General features: G+C 71.4%; 17 protein-coding genes. 6 read left to right on the plus strand and 11 right to left on the minus strand.

From position 1 onward, the window contains the following. Positions 1-52: 52 nt before the first annotated feature. The 5 genes from OHU35_RS26760 to OHU35_RS26780 form a co-directional block, all read right to left on the minus strand. Positions 53-832 (minus strand): succinate dehydrogenase iron-sulfur subunit, encoded by a 780-nt coding sequence (locus OHU35_RS26760; protein ID WP_359887018.1) that lies wholly within the window; start codon positions 830-832, stop codon positions 53-55. Continuing rightward, positions 832-2586, minus strand: a complete 1755-nt coding sequence (gene sdhA / locus OHU35_RS26765) for a succinate dehydrogenase flavoprotein subunit (protein ID WP_189722820.1) — start codon at positions 2584-2586, stop codon at positions 832-834. The genes OHU35_RS26760 and sdhA overlap by 1 nt, the downstream gene beginning before the upstream one ends. A gap of 19 nt (positions 2587-2605) precedes the next feature. Further along, the gene (locus tag OHU35_RS26770; protein WP_189722821.1) at positions 2606-3088 is read right to left on the minus strand and encodes a succinate dehydrogenase hydrophobic membrane anchor subunit; all 483 of its coding nucleotides are present in this window, start codon (positions 3086-3088) and stop codon (positions 2606-2608) included. Positions 3089-3093: 5 nt separating this feature from the next. Further along, positions 3094-3474 (minus strand): succinate dehydrogenase, cytochrome b556 subunit, encoded by a 381-nt coding sequence (gene sdhC, locus OHU35_RS26775; RefSeq protein ID WP_031107855.1) that lies wholly within the window; start codon positions 3472-3474, stop codon positions 3094-3096. Between the two features lie 192 nt (positions 3475-3666). Beyond that, positions 3667-4161 carry a 2-oxo-4-hydroxy-4-carboxy-5-ureidoimidazoline decarboxylase gene (locus OHU35_RS26780; protein ID WP_405507175.1) on the minus strand — a complete coding sequence of 165 codons (495 nt, stop codon included), beginning with the start codon at positions 4159-4161 and terminating at the stop codon, positions 3667-3669. A 308-nt stretch (positions 4162-4469) separates the two neighbouring features. Here OHU35_RS26780 and OHU35_RS26785 point away from each other — a divergent pair, with 308 nt between their 5' ends. From OHU35_RS26785 to OHU35_RS26800, 4 genes are all read left to right on the plus strand, one after another. Then, a complete protein-coding gene (locus OHU35_RS26785) occupies positions 4470-6047 on the plus strand; it encodes a beta-N-acetylhexosaminidase (RefSeq protein WP_405509334.1) in 1578 nt (525 codons plus the stop codon). A 96-nt stretch (positions 6048-6143) separates the two neighbouring features. Beyond that, positions 6144-6650 (plus strand): hypothetical protein, encoded by a 507-nt coding sequence (locus OHU35_RS26790; RefSeq protein WP_189722823.1) that lies wholly within the window; start codon positions 6144-6146, stop codon positions 6648-6650. Positions 6651-6758: 108 nt separating this feature from the next. Further along, entirely contained in the window at positions 6759-7313 is a 555-nt protein-coding gene (locus tag OHU35_RS26795; protein WP_189722824.1) for a hypothetical protein, read from the plus strand. A gap of 149 nt (positions 7314-7462) precedes the next feature. Then, the gene (locus tag OHU35_RS26800; protein WP_189722825.1) at positions 7463-7858 is read left to right on the plus strand and encodes a hypothetical protein; all 396 of its coding nucleotides are present in this window, start codon (positions 7463-7465) and stop codon (positions 7856-7858) included. 2 nt (positions 7859-7860) lie between these two features. Here OHU35_RS26800 and OHU35_RS26805 read toward each other — a convergent pair whose 3' ends face one another. Further along, positions 7861-9108, minus strand: coding sequence for an N-acetylmuramoyl-L-alanine amidase (locus OHU35_RS26805; RefSeq protein ID WP_405507176.1), 1248 nt, complete (start codon positions 9106-9108; stop codon positions 7861-7863). A gap of 231 nt (positions 9109-9339) precedes the next feature. Between OHU35_RS26805 and OHU35_RS26810 the strand changes: the two genes are divergently transcribed. Together OHU35_RS26810 and OHU35_RS26815 are read left to right on the plus strand one after the other, a co-directional pair. Further along, positions 9340-9957, plus strand: coding sequence for an RNA polymerase sigma factor (locus tag OHU35_RS26810; RefSeq protein WP_405507178.1), 618 nt, complete (start codon positions 9340-9342; stop codon positions 9955-9957). A gap of 137 nt (positions 9958-10094) precedes the next feature. Then, positions 10095-10640 (plus strand): hypothetical protein, encoded by a 546-nt coding sequence (locus OHU35_RS26815; RefSeq protein ID WP_189722828.1) that lies wholly within the window; start codon positions 10095-10097, stop codon positions 10638-10640. A 30-nt stretch (positions 10641-10670) separates the two neighbouring features. Here OHU35_RS26815 and OHU35_RS26820 read toward each other — a convergent pair whose 3' ends face one another. The 5 genes from OHU35_RS26820 to OHU35_RS26840 form a co-directional block, all read right to left on the minus strand. Next, positions 10671-11645, minus strand: coding sequence for a ScbA/BarX family gamma-butyrolactone biosynthesis protein (locus OHU35_RS26820; RefSeq protein ID WP_405507180.1), 975 nt, complete (start codon positions 11643-11645; stop codon positions 10671-10673). A 415-nt stretch (positions 11646-12060) separates the two neighbouring features. After that, entirely contained in the window at positions 12061-12537 is a 477-nt protein-coding gene (locus OHU35_RS26825) for a flavin reductase family protein (protein WP_189722830.1), read from the minus strand. Between the two features lie 123 nt (positions 12538-12660). Continuing rightward, complete coding sequence (locus OHU35_RS26830; RefSeq protein WP_189722831.1) at positions 12661-13770, minus strand: LLM class flavin-dependent oxidoreductase; 1110 nt, start codon at positions 13768-13770, stop codon at positions 12661-12663. A gap of 88 nt (positions 13771-13858) precedes the next feature. Further along, complete coding sequence (locus OHU35_RS26835) at positions 13859-15124, minus strand: ATP-grasp domain-containing protein (RefSeq protein ID WP_405507182.1); 1266 nt, start codon at positions 15122-15124, stop codon at positions 13859-13861. Beyond that, positions 15121-16464 carry a PLP-dependent aminotransferase family protein gene (locus OHU35_RS26840; protein WP_405507184.1) on the minus strand — a complete coding sequence of 448 codons (1344 nt, stop codon included), beginning with the start codon at positions 16462-16464 and terminating at the stop codon, positions 15121-15123. Before OHU35_RS26840 ends, OHU35_RS26835 begins: the two co-directional genes overlap by 4 nt. Positions 16465-16487: the final 23 nt, after the last annotated feature.

Here is a 16487-nt window from a genome sequence, read left to right on the forward strand (position 1 = left end):
GGGCCCTGTTCCCAGTGGGAACAGGGCCCTCAAAGCCGTACGGCGAACGACCTCAGAAGCGGCGCGTGATCAGCGCTCGCTTCACCTCCGCGATCGCCTTCGTGACCTCGATGCCGCGCGGGCACGCGTCCGTGCAGTTGAAGGTCGTGCGGCAGCGCCAGACGCCGTCGCGGTCGTTGAGGACCTCCAGGCGCTGCTCTCCGGCCTCGTCGCGCGAGTCGAAGATGAAGCGGTGCGCGTTGACGATGGCCGCCGGGCCGAAGTACTGGCCGTCGTTCCAGAAGACCGGGCACGACGAGGTGCAGGCCGCGCAGAGGATGCACTTCGTGGTGTCGTCGAAGCGCTCGCGGTCCTCGGCCGTCTGAAGGCGCTCGCGCGTCGGCTCGTTCGTGTCCTTCGTGATGAGGAAGGGCATGACGTCGCGGTACGCCTGGAAGAACGGCTCCATGTCGACCACGAGGTCCTTCAGGACCGTGAGGCCCTTTATCGGCTCGACCGTGATCGGCTTCTCGGGGTTGATGTCCTTGATCAGCGTCTTGCACGCGAGGCGGTTCTTGCCGTTGATCCGCATGGCGTCGGAGCCGCAGATGCCGTGCGCGCAGGAGCGGCGGAACGTCAGCGTGCCGTCGACGTCCCACTTGATCTTGTGGAGGCCGTCGAGGACGCGCTCCTTGGGGTCGATCTCCAGCTGGAAGTCTTCCCAGGTCGCCTCGGCCGAGACCTCCGGGTTGAAGCGGCGGACCCGGAAGGTGACGGTGATGTAGGGGGAGTCGGCGAAGCCGGGCTCGGGCTGGCCGGCCGCTTCCGCCTTGTCCACAACAGGGGTAGCCATCAGTACTTACGCTCCATCGGCTGGTAGCGGGTCTGGACGACCGGCTTGTAGTCGAGACGGACGGTTTCGGAACCGTCGGCCCCGACCTCGCGGTACGCCATGGTGTGCCGCATGAAGTTGACGTCGTCGCGGTTCGGGTAGTCCTCACGGTAGTGACCGCCGCGGGACTCCTTGCGGGCGAGCGCGGAGACCGCCATGACCTCGGCGAGGTCCAGCAGGTTGCCCAGCTCGATGGCCTCCAGCAGGTCCGTGTTGAACCGCTTGCCCTTGTCCTGGATCGACACGTTCTTGAACCGCTCGCGCAGCTCCGCGATCTTCTCGACCGCCGTCTTGATCGTCTGCTCGGTGCGGAACACCATGACGTTGGCGTCCATGGTGTCCTGCAGTTCGCGACGGATCGCCGTCACACGCTCGGTGCCGGTGGAGTCGCGCAGGCGCTCCACCTGCTCGATCACGAGCTCCGCCGGGTTCTCCGGCAGCTCGACGAACTCCGCCGTCTGCGAGTACTCCGCGGCGGCGATGCCCGCGCGCTTGCCGAACACGTTGATGTCCAGCAGGGAGTTGGTGCCGAGGCGGTTGGCGCCGTGCACGGACACACAGGCGACCTCGCCGGCCGCGTACAGGCCCGGGACGACGGTGGTGTTGTCCGCCAGGACCTCACCCTCGACGTTCGTCGGGATGCCGCCCATGACGTAGTGCGCCGTGGGCTGGATCGGGATCGGGTCCGTGTAGGGCTCGATGCCGAGGTAGGTGCGGGCGAACTCCGTGATGTCCGGGAGCTTCGCGTCCAGCTGCTCCGGCGGGAGGTGCGTCAGGTCCAGGTAGACGTGGTCGCCCTCGGGGCCGCAGCCGCGGCCTTCCCGGATCTCCGTGTAGATGGAGCGCGAGACGACGTCCCGGGACGCGAGGTCCTTCATGACCGGCGCGTACTTCTCCATGAAGCGCTCGCCGTCCTTGTTGCGGAGGATGCCGCCCTCACCACGGGCGCCCTCCGTCAGCAGGATGCCCATGCGCCAGATGCCGGTCGGGTGGAACTGGAAGAACTCCATGTCCTCCAGCGGCAGACCCCGGCGGTAGACCGCCGCCTGGCCGTCGCCCGTCAGCGTGTGCGCGTTGGACGTCACCTTGAAGAACTTGCCGCAGCCGCCGGACGCGTAGACCACGGACTTCGCCTGGAAGACGTGGATCTCGCCGGTGGCGAGCTCGTACGCCACCACACCGGCCGACTTCTTGACGCCGTCGACCTCGGTGATCAGCTGGTCCAGGACGTAGAACTCGTTGTAGAACTCCACGCCCTCCTTGACGCAGTTCTGGTACAGCGTCTGGAGGATCATGTGGCCGGTGCGGTCGGCCGCGTAGCAGGAGCGGCGGACCGGGGCCTCGCCGTGGTTACGGCTGTGACCGCCGAAGCGGCGCTGGTCGATGGTGCCGTTCGGCGTGCGGTTGAACGGCAGGCCCATCTTCTCCAGGTCGAGGACGGAGTCGATGGCCTCCTTCGCCAGGATCTCGGCGGCGTCCTGGTCGACCAGGTAGTCGCCGCCCTTGACCGTGTCGAAGGTGTGCCACTCCCAGTTGTCCTCCTCCACGTTGGCCAGCGCGGCGGCCATGCCGCCCTGCGCGGCGCCCGTGTGGGAGCGGGTGGGGTACAGCTTGGTCAGCACGGCGGTGCGGCTGCGCTTCGTGGACTCGATGGCCGCGCGCATGCCCGCGCCACCGGCGCCGACGATGACGGTGTCGTACTTGTGGATCTTCATGATTCTCGCAGCCCCGTGCCTAGCGGATGTTCGGGTCGAAGGTGAAGATCACCAGCGTGCCCAGCAGGATGGTGAACACCGTGGCGGTGTAGAGCAGGCCCTTGAGCCACAGCCGGGTGTTCGCGCGCTCCGCGTAGTCGTTGATGACCGTGCGCAGGCCGTTGGCGCCGTGCAGCATCGCGAGCCACAGCATCAGCAGGTCCCAGACCTGCCAGAAGGGGCTCGCCCAGCGGCCCGCCACGAAGGCGAAGCCGATCTTCGACACGCCGCCGTCCAGCACGAGCTGGATCAGCAGGTGGCCGAGGACCAGCACGACCAGCACCACGCCCGACAGGCGCATGAACAGCCAGGCGACCATCTCGAAGTTGCCCCGGGTGGTCTTCGGGGTCTTCTTGGTGCGCTGGCGCGGGGCCTCGATGAAGGGGGCCGGGTTGTCGACGGTGTAGACGGCGCCGCCCTCGACGGGGCCGACGCCGGCGGCGGTCTTCTCAGACGTGGACATTGGCGTCAGCTCCCGAAGAGTTCACGAGCGGCGTGGCCGAGGACGGGGTAGATCGCCCCGAGCATCAGCACGACCCACAGGGCGACGACGGTCCAGAGCATCTGCTTCTGGTACCGGGCGCCCTTGATCCAGAAATCGACGGCGATGACACGCAGGCCGTTGAGCGCGTGGAAGAGGATGGCGGCGACGAGGCCGTACTCCAGCAGCGCGACGATCGGCGTCTTGTACGTGGCCACGACGGTGTCGTAGGCCTCAGGGGACACGCGGACGAGAGCGGTGTCCAGCACGTGAACGAACAGGAAGAAGAAGATGAGGACGCCGGTGACTCGATGAGCCACCCAGGACCACATTCCTTCCCGGCCGCGGTACAGCGTTCCAGCCGGCACGGAATTTTCCTCCGGGAGCGGGGATTGGGGCCGCGCCGGCTTGGTGTGTCGGTCGGGCCCGGCCGGGTACGGTCCACCGGCCCCCAGCATCGTAGCGATGCGCTGCCGCTTGGCTTAGCGGGGGTCTGGCTGTGTGATCAAACTGGCATGCTTACGGGCTAGCCTCTGCGGCTTCTGGGGTGTGATTTCCCGTTATCTGCCGGGTGCGGGTTCGTTGTGGTCGATCGCGCCGTTCCCCGCGCCCCTGAGGGCGTCCACCAGCCGTTCCTTCGCCAGGCGTCGCAGCTCATCGGCCACCACCGCCCGCTCCTCTTCGAGATCGTTGGTCAACCGTGACCGGACGGCCTCCAGGATGTGGTCCAGGACCTCGTTCGGTGTCAGGCCGTCCAGACAGATGACGAACACATGGCCGAAGCGGGCCTCGTAGGCGGCGTGGGCCGCGCTGAGGGCCGTGTGGGCCGCGGCGTAGGTGTCCGGGGGCAGCGCGGGCAGGGGCTCGGCCGCCAGGGCTTCCGTGAGGTCGCCCCATGCCAGGTCGTACGCCGCCTCGTCGGCGGCGGCGAGCAGGGAGGCCAGGTCCGGATAGGGGCGGTGTTCCGCGACACGCCGGGACCAGCGATGGCTGCGCAAGCAGGTGAGGAGCGTCTGCTCCAGCTCCTGCGCGGAGGCTGCGTTGACGTGCTCCACCGGTATGGCGGCTCGGCCGGGGAGGTCTGGGAGACGGTGCGCGGGCAGCGTGGGTCCTCGTGGGCGTCACGTGTGTAGGCAGGGCAAGGTGTGAGAGATGTGACGTCACGCTATCGAGTACGACCGAGACGTGTCCGACGGATGCCCGAATTTCACCCGGGGGAGAGAGTTTCGGAACGTGTGGTGGACGCGCGCCGCGCGCCGTGGGGTTTTAGGTTGGCCGTGTGAGTCAGCACAGGCGCCGGGATACGGCGAAGCAGGTGAAACAGCGGCCAGTGCTGGTCGTGGCCATGGCCGTCGCATTGGTCATGGTCGCGGCCGGGGTGAGTCTGGGGCTCTGGGCGGCCTCGGACGGCGACGGCGGGTCCACGGGGACGGAGGCCAGACCCTCCCAGGGCCGGACCGCGGCCGCCCCGCGGGGCACCTCACCGGAGAGCAGCCCGAGTCCGAGCCGCTCGTACGCCCTGTCCAAGGCGCCGCAGACGATCCCCGCCGTGCGTGACCACGAGCCGGCGCGCGGCCCGGGCTGGCGGCCCGAGAGTGGCAACCGCGTGGTCGTGGACGACGCGGCGCTGGCCGACGAGGGGCGGCTGGTCGCCGGCGAGCTGGGGCTGACGTACGCGGGCGAGAAGGGCGACCGGCGCGCCGGGGATCTGCGGCTGGCGCTGGGCGGTGACAAGAAGGCGAACCCGGAGTCGTACGTCATGACCGTGCGCGACGGGCGCGCGGAGATCACCGGGCCCGCCGACGCGGGCGTCTTCTACGGCACCCGCACGCTCAAGCAGGAGACGCACGACGGCGGGACGGCGCCCGAGGGCGTGGTGCGGGACGAGCCGGCCAAGCCGGTGCGCGGGTTCATGCTGGACATCGCGCGCAAGAACTTCACCGCCGACTGGATCGAGGACCGGATCCGGGAGCTGGGCGATCTGAAGTTCAACCAGCTGGGCCTGCACTTCTCCGACGACCAGGGGTTCCGGATCGAGTCCGACTCGCATCCGGAGATCGTGTCCCAGGAGCATCTGACCAAGGCGCAGGTGCGGAAGATCGTCGACCTCGCGGAGAGCCGGCACATCGCCGTCGTGCCCGAGATCGACTCGCCCGGGCACCTCGGCGCGGTCATCGACGCCCACCCCGACCTCCAGCTGCGCACCGCGCAGGGGTCGGCGGTGCAGGGGGCCATCGACATCTCCAAGGCCGAGAGCGCCGAGATCGTCGACGATCTGCTGAACGAGTACGCGGACCTCTTCCCCGGCCGGCCCTGGCACCTCGGGGCCGACGAGTACCAGGCGCTGGTCCGCTCCGACCCGGAGGCGGCGTTCCCGCAGCTGGCCGCCGCGGCGCAGAAGAAGTACGGCTCCGGCGCCACGGTCGCCGACCTCACCACGGGCTGGCTCAACGACCGCGCCGCCACCGTCCGCGAGCACGGGCGCACCCCGCGCGCGTGGAACGACGGGTTCTTCCGCGGCGGGTCCGTCCAGGCCGACAAGGACATCCAGGTCGCCTACTGGACCGGCAAGGAGATCGGCGCCCGGGAGCCCCTGGAGTACCTGGATGCGGGCCGGAAGGTGATCAACTACAACGACGAGTTCCTGTACTACGTGCTCGGCGAGCCGCAGACCTTCGTCTACCCGACGGGGCAGCGGATCTACGAGCAGTGGACACCGCTGGTGCTGCGCGGCACCACGGCCGTACCCGAGCGCTACAACGGGCAGATCCTCGGCGGGTCCTTCGCCGTCTGGTGCGACCTGGCGAACGCGCAGACACAGGACCAGGTGGCGGCCGGGATCCGGATGCCGCTGCGGGCGACCGTCCAGAAGCTGTGGGACCCGGACAGGCCCGAGCTGTCCTGGGCGGAGTTCCGGGCGCTGGCGGACAGGCTCGGCTGACTCCGCACGAATTGACCCATACGGCTGCGAACTCCCGTGCGACTGTGGTGGTCTTCTGGCGGGAGTCGGACCGAATATGCCGGGGGGAACCGGAACATGGGCTACTGGGGTTACTTCGTCGTGGGCAGAGCGGAGCAGCCGCTGGCGGAGCTGGCCACGCTGCCGGGGGCCGAGGGCGGTATGACACCGCACAGCTCGGCGCCGGGCGGATGGCAGCTGTGGGAGTACCCGAGCGGCGACGGCGACGTCGGAAGCATGAACGACCTCGCCCGGGAGACCGGGGCGCCCTCGCTGTTCGGGTACGTCATGAACAGCGAGTGCGTGGTGCTGGAGGCCGCGGCGCCGGAGAGCGGGGCGTGGACGACGTGCCTCGCGCGGACCGCGATGGCCGGCTACTTAGGCGCGGACCGGGAGGGCCTCACGCTGGAGGACTACTTCCTCGAACCCCGCGACGCCGCCGAGCGCGCGGTGCGCTGGGCCGCCGAGGCCGGACTCGAGGTGAACGCCGACGCGCTGCTGGACGTACTGACTGCAGACCCCGATCCCCTGGCCGAAAACCTCTTCTTCCGCTTCCTCGACCGACTGGGCGTGGTGCCCCTGTGACACTCCGGGGCTGTTGCGCGCAGTAAGGGGAAGTGCGGGTTCCGTGAGGGGTGAGGGCTGGTAGCGGCCTGGTTGGGCCCCGGAGATGGCCCGCGGAGGGAGGCGTGGATGAGCCTGGTGGAGTTGATCGCACAGGCCGACGAACGCGGGCTGGCCGCGAGCGGGCTGGCTTGTTTGGATCGGTGCGTGCCCCTGCTGGGCGGTGACGACGAGATCCTGCGGCCGCTGTGGGCGAGCCTCACCGACGACGCCGGTGCCGGCGACTGGGGTGACGGTCTTGAGCAGGCGCGCGGGAAGCTGGACGCCGCGGGCGACGGGGACGAGGCGGTCGCGCTCGCCCACCGGATGCTCGAGGCCGCCCCCGCGGAGCGGTCCGCCGCCGAGGTGCGGGTGTGGGCCGACGCCTGTTCCGTCGCCTCCCTCCAGATCCACCGCCTCCTCGACACCGCCCCGGACGAGTCCTCCTCGGTCGACACCCGTCGCCAGGGCCGTACGGAGGGCATGTCGCCGCTCGTCGCCGCCGAACTGCGCCGCCAGGTCACCGTCCTCGAGGTCCTGGCCGGACACGGGCCCGCCGGGCTGCGGCGGGCGCTGGAGGTGTCGACGGAGGGGCGCCGGGTGCTGCGCGCCGTGGTCTCCCGCCGGACCCGGCAACGGGGCTGAGCCCGTGAGGGCACCCTGACCGGCCTAAACCCCGTTCCTGAAAGAGTCCTGTGACTGTCGTAAGGCCGAGGTGGGGCGGTCCTGCACCACTTCAGGGAAGTCGCCGATTTCGCGTGACGAAACGCCGCCCCGTAGCGCATTGAAGGGGTGTGACGACTCAGCAGGAGACCAGGCCATCGGCGGCTGCGAAGCCGCTGCGGTGGGCGGCGGACACAGTGGCGACGATGCGCGAGGGAGCACGACTGCGCCTCGACTACTCGGCACAGAGTCTGTGGAGCATCGACCGCATGATCGAGGGGATACGGCGGGAAGGAGCGCCGTACGCGGCCGTGGAGGAGGTGTTGCGCGGGTTCGGGGCCTATGCCGGTGAGGTGATGGCACGTCAGGCCGGGGCCGAGTGGTGGGCCACCGGCGGCGACCACTGGATCCGCACCCCCGACGGGCGCCTCTGGGACCCGATCGACGAGGCCCGCCGCTGCTACGGCGGTCACGGATCGCTGCGGCTGCTGTGCCGGGACGCGGTGGGCACGGCGCCCCGGCAGTAGCGTCAGCGCGCGAGCACGCCCTCGATCCCCATCTCGGCGAGCTCCGTCTCCGACCCGAGGTCCCACTCCGGTGCCGGCTCGGGTTCCGGTTCCGTTGCCGGCTCCGGGTTCGGTGCCGGTGCGACGAGCGTGCCGGGCTTCGTGGCGAGGGAGCGGATCTCGGGCAGGTCGTCGTAGAGATTCTGTCCGGGGCACTCCGTCGGGGAGCCGTCGCGGTGCCCGGAGATGCGGTTGAGCGTGACCTTCTGGCCCGCCTGGTACTTGCCGTTGTCGGCACCGGAGGTCAGCACCACGGTCCCGGCCGGGTCGAGGCCGTACAGGCCGAGCTTCCAGGCCGCCACCTTGGCGACCGCCGCGCGCACCGCGGCGTTGGTGGTCGCCGTGGAGTAGTCGCCGAGCACCGACACACTGCTGGTGGCGGTGTTGAAGCCGTAGGTGTGCGCGCCGAGGACGGGCTTGTCGATGCCGCCCGCACGGCCCTCGAAGACGGTCCCGCACTTGTCGACGAGGAAGTGGTAGCCGATGTCGTTCCAGCCGTTGCTCTGCACGTGGTACAGGAACACACCGCGCACGACCGACGCCGACTGGGAGCAGGTGTAGTCGTTGGTGCCCGCCGTGTGGTGGACGAACATCGCCTGGGTGCCGGTGGTGTAGGTGGGCGGGTCCTTCACCAGGGACTCGTCGGCGCCCCAGGCGGAGCGCGACGTCACGGTGGGGCGGCCGGCCAGGGGCGCTCCGGGGGCCGGTTCGACGGCACCGGGTTCCGGGACGCCCGGTTCGACGACCGAGGTGTGCACGGCGTCCGACCCGCCGTCGGGATCGACCAGCTCGACGCGCAGCCCCTGGGGCAGCCGCCCGCCCGAGACACGCACCTGGACGCCGTCCGAGGGCCCGGTCCACAGCGGCTGGGTGCCGCCGCGCACCCCGGCGTGGTCGTGGTCGGGGCCGCTCTCGGGCGTGCGCACATCGGTGTCCAGCGCCCGCCACGCGCTCCACTCGCCGCTCCCGCGGGAGCGGGTGCGCACATACGCGGTGCCGTCCAGGGCGGCGTCCGGGTCCGCCCAGGTGACTCCGACCATGCTGAACGGCTCGGTGGTGCGCGGGGCGAGGGACCGCTTGTGCGGATCACCGTCCGGCACGCGGACGGTGTACACGCCGTCCGAGGACGAGGCCCGGGCGGGCTGGGTCAGACCGAGGGCACCGAGGGCCAGAGCGGTGGCGACGGCGGTGCGCAGGAGGGGGGACGGCATACGGCGCTCGCCTTTCGTGGGGCGGTTGCATCGCGTGCAGAGCTCCCCGGTACGTCACTTGGCCCAAACCTCCGAGGGCCGGCGCTCCCGAGGACGGCGGGTCGGGTTGACCCGAACGGTGGTCGGCCTCCGGGCGCCTGACGCGCTGTGACACTTCCGCCCGCACCGGCGCTGATCACCGTGGGGGCGTGGTACGGGAGGGCGCGCACTCGGTACGGACAGGGACGGTACGTGGGTCAGGGAGCGGCACCCCGGCGCGTGCAGGCGTACGACGGGGAACTGGGCGCGGCCGTCGCGCGGGCCCAGCATGGAGACGAGGCGGCCTTCGCGGTCGCCTACCGGCTCGTGCAGCCCGGCCTGCTCGGCTATCTGCGCGGCCTGGTCGGGGACGACGCGGAGGACGTGGCGTCCGACGCCTGGCTGGAGATAGCCCGCGACCTGGGACGGTTCCAGGGCGACGGGGCCGGTTTCCGCGGCTGGACGGCGACCATCGCCCGGCACCGGGCGCTGGACCAGCTGCGCCGGCAGCGGGTACGGCCCCGGCCGGCCGTGCTGGAACAGGACGTCCTGGACCTGCCCGGGCCGCACAGCACGCACGACCAGGCGCTGGAGGCCCTGTCCACCGAGCACGCCCTTGAGCTGGTCCGCGGGCTGCCCCGCGACCAGGCCGAGGCCGTGCTGCTGCGTGTCGTGGTCGGCCTCGACGGCCCGGCCGCCGCGCGTGTCCTGGGCAAGCGGCCGGGCGCGGTACGCACGGCCGCGTACCGGGGATTGAAGCGCCTCGCCCGGCAGTTGGGCGCGGAGGGTGTGACGGATGAGGCTCCCCGGACGCTGGGGGAGTCGACGTGAACGAAGCTCAGCTTCTGCGGCGGGGGCTGACGCGACCGCGCTGTCGCTCCGTCCTGAACAGGCCGGACGAGCGGGACGTACTGGTGAGGCCCGACGGGCCGTGCGGGCGAGTGAATCGAACAGGGACGGAATCGGACATGGGTGAACGGCAGAGCGGCGGCGGGCTTCCCGGCCGTCGTTCCCGTCCCGCCCTTCCCGACGCCGAAGTCGAGGCGCTGATCGTCGCCTCCCTCGTCCGGGACGGTGTCGACGCCGAGGCCGAGCGGCGGGCCGTGGCCGCGTTCCGGGCCGCCCGGGACGCCGTGGCCCACCGCGGCCGCGCCCGCCGCCGGGACGACTGGGGGCCCGGGGGACGGCGCCACCCCGTGCCGTCCCTGCGGACGACGCTCTCCGTGCTGTTCGCCGGTCTCATGCTGGTCGGTGTCGCCCTGGGGGTGATCGGCGCGGCGGGATTCCCGGCGGACGACGGCCCCGAACCCCCGGCCCCCGCCCAGGGCGCCGAGGCCGACTGCCGCGACTACCAGGAGGTCGGGGGAAACGGCCAGGGCATGAACGCGACGGTCTGGCAGCGCCTCGTGGCGGCGGCGGGCGGTGAGAGGAACGTCACGGCGTACTGCACGGCACAACTGGCCGAGCCGAAGCCGGGCGGGAACGACGACGAGCCCGCACACCCCACGCCCTAGGAGTGTCCCGAAGATCTTTCCCGCCCCCCTTCAGTCGCACAGACTCGCCACCACGAGGCTGTCGAAGGCCAGCCGGCCGGACTGCCACGCGGTGACCCGGAGCGCGGCGTCCTCGCTCGCGTCCTGCGCGGGGAGCCTGGTCGCGGAGATGCGGCAGGGGAGGTCCAGGGTCAGGGGGGAGTGGAAGGCGCTGCGCAGTTCCACGGGGAGTACGCGGTACGGGGCGCAGGCCGCCTGTACGGCCTGGCGGGCGGCCTCCAGGAGCACCATGCCGGGGATCTCGTGGGTGGGGTGGTCGAAGAGCACCGGGTGGCCGGGGTCGATCCGCAGGTCCCAGCTCAGGCCCCGGCGGGCGGCGGCGGAGCGGGGGACACCGAGGACGACGTCGCGTTCGTCGAGGCGGCCCACGATCGCGGGCGGCACGGGGTCGGGCAGGGGCGGGTATCCGCCGCCCTCCCCCGCGGCGGGGTCCCGGGGGGCGGAAGCGCGCAGTGTCAGCCGTCCCGCGCCGGCGAAGTCGTCGCCGCGCAGGAGATCGGCCTCCAGGGTGAGTGCGGTCGGGGGGCCGGAGCGGCGCGTGGCGCCCCGGACGGCCGTGGCCGCGGCCTCCAGGCGCATCTCGGCGGGGCGGGTGCCGAGCAGGATGACACCCGGCACGACCTCGAACTCCAGTTCGGTGATGGTGAAGTGATGGTCCGCCGGGACGCCGTAGTACGTCTGCCCGACCAGGACGGAGGCCTGCCGTAGCGACTCCGCTGTGAGCAGCGGGTCGTACCAGGTACCCGCGATGGGCGCGTAGAAGTGGTGCCCGCGCGGCCACTGCGCGCCCAGCCGGAACGCGTCGGGGCCCAGCCGCCGCCAGTCGGTGATCAGTACCTCGGCCACGGCGCTGCGGTCGACGAGATGACGCGGGGCGGTCCGGACGAAGCGGAGATCGGTTTCCGGCCCGGCATCCGGCGGCAGGGGGAGGGTGAGCGTCTTGGGTATCGGATCGGTGTGGGACACGCGGGTTGCCTTTCTCATGGGCGTCGACGCGGCGAACGCGTCCCGGGGCGGGTCCCGGGCGTGGCCGGCCCTTCCGAGCCGGGCCGGTACGCCGGGCGGGCGGGGCCGGGTCCGGGTCCGGGGCAGGGCGGAGTGCGGAGTCGGGTCCCGGGGGCGGGGCGGGCCCGTGCGAGCCGGGCTGGGCCCCTGACGGGCGGAGCCGGATCCTGGGAGGGCGGGGCCGTCCAGCCCGGGCTGGGCCCCGCGCCGGGTCGAGGACGCCGGTGGCCTCGGCTCGGCGGGTGGTGAGCGACGGGGCGTCGCGTCCTGCCTGGCGGCTTGACCCGTACGACGGCTGGACCCGGTGCCGGTGCGGGGCCGGAGCCGGAGGGAGCGGCGCCGGGGTCCGGTCCGTCGGTAGCCGGAGGAAGACGGGTCAGGCCGCTGCCAGGGCCGTGAAACGGCCGGCGTGGAAGACCAGGGGGCCCGCCTGGGCCGTCAGGGCGCCTTCCATGGCCTCGGCGATGACCAGTTCGTGGTCGCCCGCCGGATGGACCGTGGCGATACGGCAGTCCAGCCAGCCGAGACCGTCGGCGGGGATGGGGTGCCCGGCACGGGTCGTGGACCAGGCGCCCGCGGCGAAGCGGTCGGCGCCCTTGGTGCTGAACAGGCGGCACAGCTCCGCGTGCTCTTCGCCGAGGATCGTGACCGCGAAGGAGCCGGCCTCGCGGATCGCCGGCCAGGTCGAGGAGGTGTCCGCGGCACACAGGGCGACCAGCGGCGGGGTGAGGGAGACGGAGGTGAAGGAGTTGACCGCCATGCCCTTGGGGCCTTCGGCCGTGTCGGCGGTGACCAGTACCACTCCCGTGGTGAACCGGCCGAGTATGTCGCGGAACGAGCGTTGCTCCAGCATGAGTTCTTTCCGATCGGGTGGGACGCACGGCCGGGCCGACGGAACGGCCCGGCCTCGCGTGACATGACGTGGCATACGGCGGGCTCGGCGAGGACGCTTCCTCGCACCAGGTGCTACAGCGTGCTACTTCTTCCGGCTGGCGATCGCGAAGTCCACCGCCTCCTGCGGGCGGGCCGCCGAGCCGTTGATGCGGGGGGCGACATGGCGGGCCAGCAGTTCCATGCTGCGGTTGGTCTTCTCCCAGGACGTCCAGTCGGCGACGTAGACGAGCAGCGTGCCGAAGCCGCCGGTGATCTCGTGCAGCCGCTCGATGCCGGCGACCACGTCGTCCACCGAGCCGACGAGCGCGCCGCCCGCCTCGACCCGGGCCTCCAGTGCCCTCTCCCGCGGCACGTCGGGGCTGAGGACCTCACGGCCGGCCGCCTTGCCGAAGTACTCGAACAGCCAGCGGTCGTAGCCCTCGCGGACGTCCGCGTACGCCTCCTCGCGGGTCTCGGCCACGTGCACCGGCAGCGCGATACGCCACTTGTCGCGGTCCAGGGTCTGCCCGTGCTCGGCGGCGGCCTCCTCCGCGTACTTCCACTGGTGGGCCAGGTTGATGTGCGCGGGGGCGCCCGGCGTGAGGAGGGCGAAGGGCAGTGCGAACGAGGTCATGCTCAGCCCGTACTGGCCGATCAGGCGCGGGCTGGACTGCGAGGTGCCGGAGGTCGCGACCGCGACCTCGATGCCCTGCGGGCTGAAGCGCGGCAGCTGGAGCTTGGCGTCGCGCAGGTCGAACCAGTCCGTCTGCTGGGTGATCCGCTCGTCGCCGTTGACCAGCTCCAGGACCGTCGGCAGGGCCTCCTCCAGGCGGCGGCGCTGCACCGGCTGCTCCAGGCCGAACATCTTCGCGTCGAAGGGCACGCCCGGGCCGACGCCCAGGATGTACCGGCCGCGGGTGAGGTGGTCGAGGTGGACCGCCCGGCTCGCCACATGGAAGGGGTGGTGGCCGGAGAGCGGTACGACGCCGTGGGCCAGCTTGATCTGGGTGGTGCGCTGGGAGGCGGCGGCTATCAGCGTCTCGGGCGCACCGACCAGGCCCCAGCCCAGCGTGTGGTGCTCGCCGAACCACGCCTCGTCGAAGTTGAGGTCGTCGACGTACTCGACGAGGTCCAGGTTGCGGCGGATCGCGAGGTGCGGGTCCTGGCCGGTCTCGTGGACGGGGGACAGGAAGAGACCGATACGGCTGTGCATGACAGACCTCCGGGAAGCAAGTCGTGGAAGAAGGAAGGGAAGAGGCGGAGAAGAAGGCAGAGAAGAAGGGCGAGAGGCAGGGAGGGGGTCAGGCGACCCGGTACACGGCGTCCTTGAGCGCGCGGACCTTCTCGTAGCCGGCCGTCAGGGCCGTCTCGTCCGGTGCCGTGAGGAACACCCGCATCGAGCTGGTCAGCAGGTCGACCGTGGGCCTGATCCGGGCGCCGGGCGCGTACTTGACCGTCGCGAGGAAGACGCTCTCCAGGGCGCGGATCTCCGCCACGGCCGTCTCGTCGACGGTGTCGACGACACCGTCGAGTTCGGTCGGGGCGTTGTAGACGACGGCGGGCTGAAGCCTCGTGTACGTCCGGCCGGCGTACTCCGCGCGGAACTCGTCGGGCCGGGTGTACGCCTGCGCGGTGAGCGCCGCCTGGTTGTGGCCGAGGCACACGTCGTGGAAGGGGGCGTTGATGTTGCCGTTGAGGCGGGTGCCGATCTCGACCAGGACGGGGCCCTCGTCGGTGACGATGACCTCGGCGTGGGCCGGCCCCCAGGCGACGCCGAGGGCGGCGAGGACCTCGTCGACGTACGAGGTGAGCTCGGCGACCACCGGGTTGTCGTACGGGTCGGCGAGGAGATCGCGGTTGTAGATGTTCTTGCCGGACGGCAGCAGCGTCTTCTCGTACTCCCAGACCCCGCAGACATACCGCTCGCCGCCGCGGCTGACGGTGTCGACGATGTACTCGGTGCCCTTGAGATAGGACTGCACGAGGATCTCGGTGTTGGCGAGGCCGAACATGTTCGGGGCGTCGAGGACGGTCCGGGCGGCGCGGCGGACCGCGTCGGGGCCGTCACAGACGAAGACGCCGTCGGAGGCCGCCGAGCTCAGCGGTTTGACGACCACCGGGTAACTGCCGTGGTCCTCGGCCCAGGCGACCGCCGCGTCCGGGTCGTCGGTCTTGAGCTGCCGCGCGCAGCGCACCCCGGCGCGGCGCAGCGTCTCGATCATCTCGTACTTGTCGCGGCGGGCCGGTGACAGCGCCGAGCCGTTGGAGGGGACGCCGACCGCCTCGCTCAGCCGGTCGGCGAGCGGTACGGACGACTCCTGGCCGGCGATCACGCACACGGGGGCGAGGGCGCGCAGCCGCTCGACGAGGGCCTTCTCGTCGCCGTGTCCGGCGATGTTCTCCCGGTAGGCGGTGAGGTCCGGCGGTGCCATCGCCGGGATCAGCTCCGGGGTGGACTGGACGTGGACGACGTCCGTGCCGTACGCGGCGAAGGCGGCGGGGTAGAAGTTGCCGGCGGAGTAGCCGTCGACGATCACCGCCACGGGGCGCGTGGGGCTGTTGCTCATGAGGTGGCCTCCGGTTCGGACGTGGACTCGGCCTCGATGAAGCGGGCCAGGCGGGCGATGCCCTCGCGGATCGCGGCGGGGGTGAGGTTGCTGAAGCCGAGGCGCAGGGCGCGTTCGCCGCTGCCGTCGAGGTGGAACATGCTCATCGGCGCCCAGCTGACCGCGTAGTCGCGGGCCGACCGTTCCATGGCGACGAGGTCGGCCTCGAAGGGCACCTCGACGACCAGGAAGAAACCGCCGCGCGGCCGGTTCCAGCGCACGCCGTGCTCGGCGTACCGCTCGGGCGGGAAGTGCTCGGCGAGGGCGTCGAGGGTGGCGGCGAGCCGCTCCTGGTAGACGGCGGCCAGGTCGCGGGTGGCGGAGCGCAGGTCGTAGCCGGCGTCGACGAGGATGCCGCCGATCGCGGCCTGGGAGAGCGAGGACGAGCCGACCGTGAACATCGCCTTGGCCTTGGAGAGTTCCTGGGCGAGGGTGCGCCGGGTGCCGTCCTCGCCGACGACCTCCCGGTCACCGACCAGATAGCCGAGGCGGGCGCCCGGGAACGCGGACTTGGCGAAGGAGCCGAGGTAGACGACGTCACCGCGGGTGTCCAGCGCCTTGAGCGTCGGCAGCCGCTCCTCGTCGCTCGCGAAGAGCCCGTACGGGTTGTCCTCCAGGATGGCGAACCCTTCCTCGGCGGCCAGCGCGAGCAGCCGCCGCCGGGCCTCCAGCGGTACGACCGTGCCGGACGGGTTGGAGAAGTCGGGGACCAGGTAGAGCGCGGCGGGCCGCTTGCCCTCGGCACGCACGGCACGCACGGCGGCGGCCACGGCCTCCGGCTCGAGCCCGTTGGGCCCCTCGGTGATGCCCTTGACCGGAATGTCCAGCATGCGGGCGGCGCCGCGAATGCCGACGTACGCCGGGGACACGGACAGCAGCACGTCGTCGGGCGACCGGAACAGCCCCCTCAGGGCGACGAGCGCCGCCTCCTGGAAGCCGTGCGTGATCATGATCGCCTCGGGCGCGACATCGATGTCCTCGTCCTGGGCGAGCATGCGGGCGACCTCTTCCTGGATGAACCCGTTGACGGGTCCGTACTGGAAGTGCAGCCGGGTGACGCGCTGCTCGGGCACCCCCTGCTCCCGCAGGTGCGCGATGTACCGGTCGACGTAGTACGAGAGCTTCGTGAGGTCGTGCGTACCGTCGTGGGGCGCCCCCGACGAGAACGACAGCGCCTCGGGGAACTTCATCGCCGTCTCACTGAGCAGCCGCATCGAGTCCATGCCCGGATCGACGATCCCGGCGTGCAGGGCTTCGCGGCGCAGAGGGGTGGCGTCTTGCTGAACTGGCGTTACGAGCACGTCAGTTGGTCCTTTCGGGGAGG

It is taken from the genome of Streptomyces purpurascens (assembly GCF_045040895.1).
Taxonomy (GTDB): domain Bacteria; phylum Actinomycetota; class Actinomycetes; order Streptomycetales; family Streptomycetaceae; genus Streptomyces; species Streptomyces purpurascens.

What these genes read in the sequence shown, in the direction of transcription:
- OHU35_RS26835 (WP_405507182.1), bottom strand. Translation starts at nt 15,124, where the DNA reads ATGAGCAACAGCCCCACGCGCCCCGTGGCGGTGATCGTCGACGGCTAC.
- OHU35_RS26790 (WP_189722823.1), top strand. Translation starts at nt 6,144, where the DNA reads ATGGGCTACTGGGGTTACTTCGTCGTGGGCAGAGCGGAGCAGCCGCTG.
- OHU35_RS26825 (WP_189722830.1), bottom strand. Translation starts at nt 12,537, where the DNA reads ATGCTGGAGCAACGCTCGTTCCGCGACATACTCGGCCGGTTCACCACG.
- OHU35_RS26785 (WP_405509334.1), top strand. Translation starts at nt 4,470, where the DNA reads ATGGTCGCGGCCGGGGTGAGTCTGGGGCTCTGGGCGGCCTCGGACGGC.
- OHU35_RS26815 (WP_189722828.1), top strand. Translation starts at nt 10,095, where the DNA reads ATGGGTGAACGGCAGAGCGGCGGCGGGCTTCCCGGCCGTCGTTCCCGT.
- OHU35_RS26760 (WP_359887018.1), bottom strand. Translation starts at nt 832, where the DNA reads ATGGCTACCCCTGTTGTGGACAAGGCGGAAGCGGCCGGCCAGCCCGAG.
- OHU35_RS26805 (WP_405507176.1), bottom strand. Translation starts at nt 9,108, where the DNA reads ATGCCGTCCCCCCTCCTGCGCACCGCCGTCGCCACCGCTCTGGCCCTC.
- OHU35_RS26830 (WP_189722831.1), bottom strand. Translation starts at nt 13,770, where the DNA reads ATGCACAGCCGTATCGGTCTCTTCCTGTCCCCCGTCCACGAGACCGGC.
- OHU35_RS26795 (WP_189722824.1), top strand. Translation starts at nt 6,759, where the DNA reads ATGAGCCTGGTGGAGTTGATCGCACAGGCCGACGAACGCGGGCTGGCC.
- sdhA (WP_189722820.1), bottom strand. Translation starts at nt 2,586, where the DNA reads ATGAAGATCCACAAGTACGACACCGTCATCGTCGGCGCCGGTGGCGCG.
- OHU35_RS26770 (WP_189722821.1), bottom strand. Translation starts at nt 3,088, where the DNA reads ATGTCCACGTCTGAGAAGACCGCCGCCGGCGTCGGCCCCGTCGAGGGC.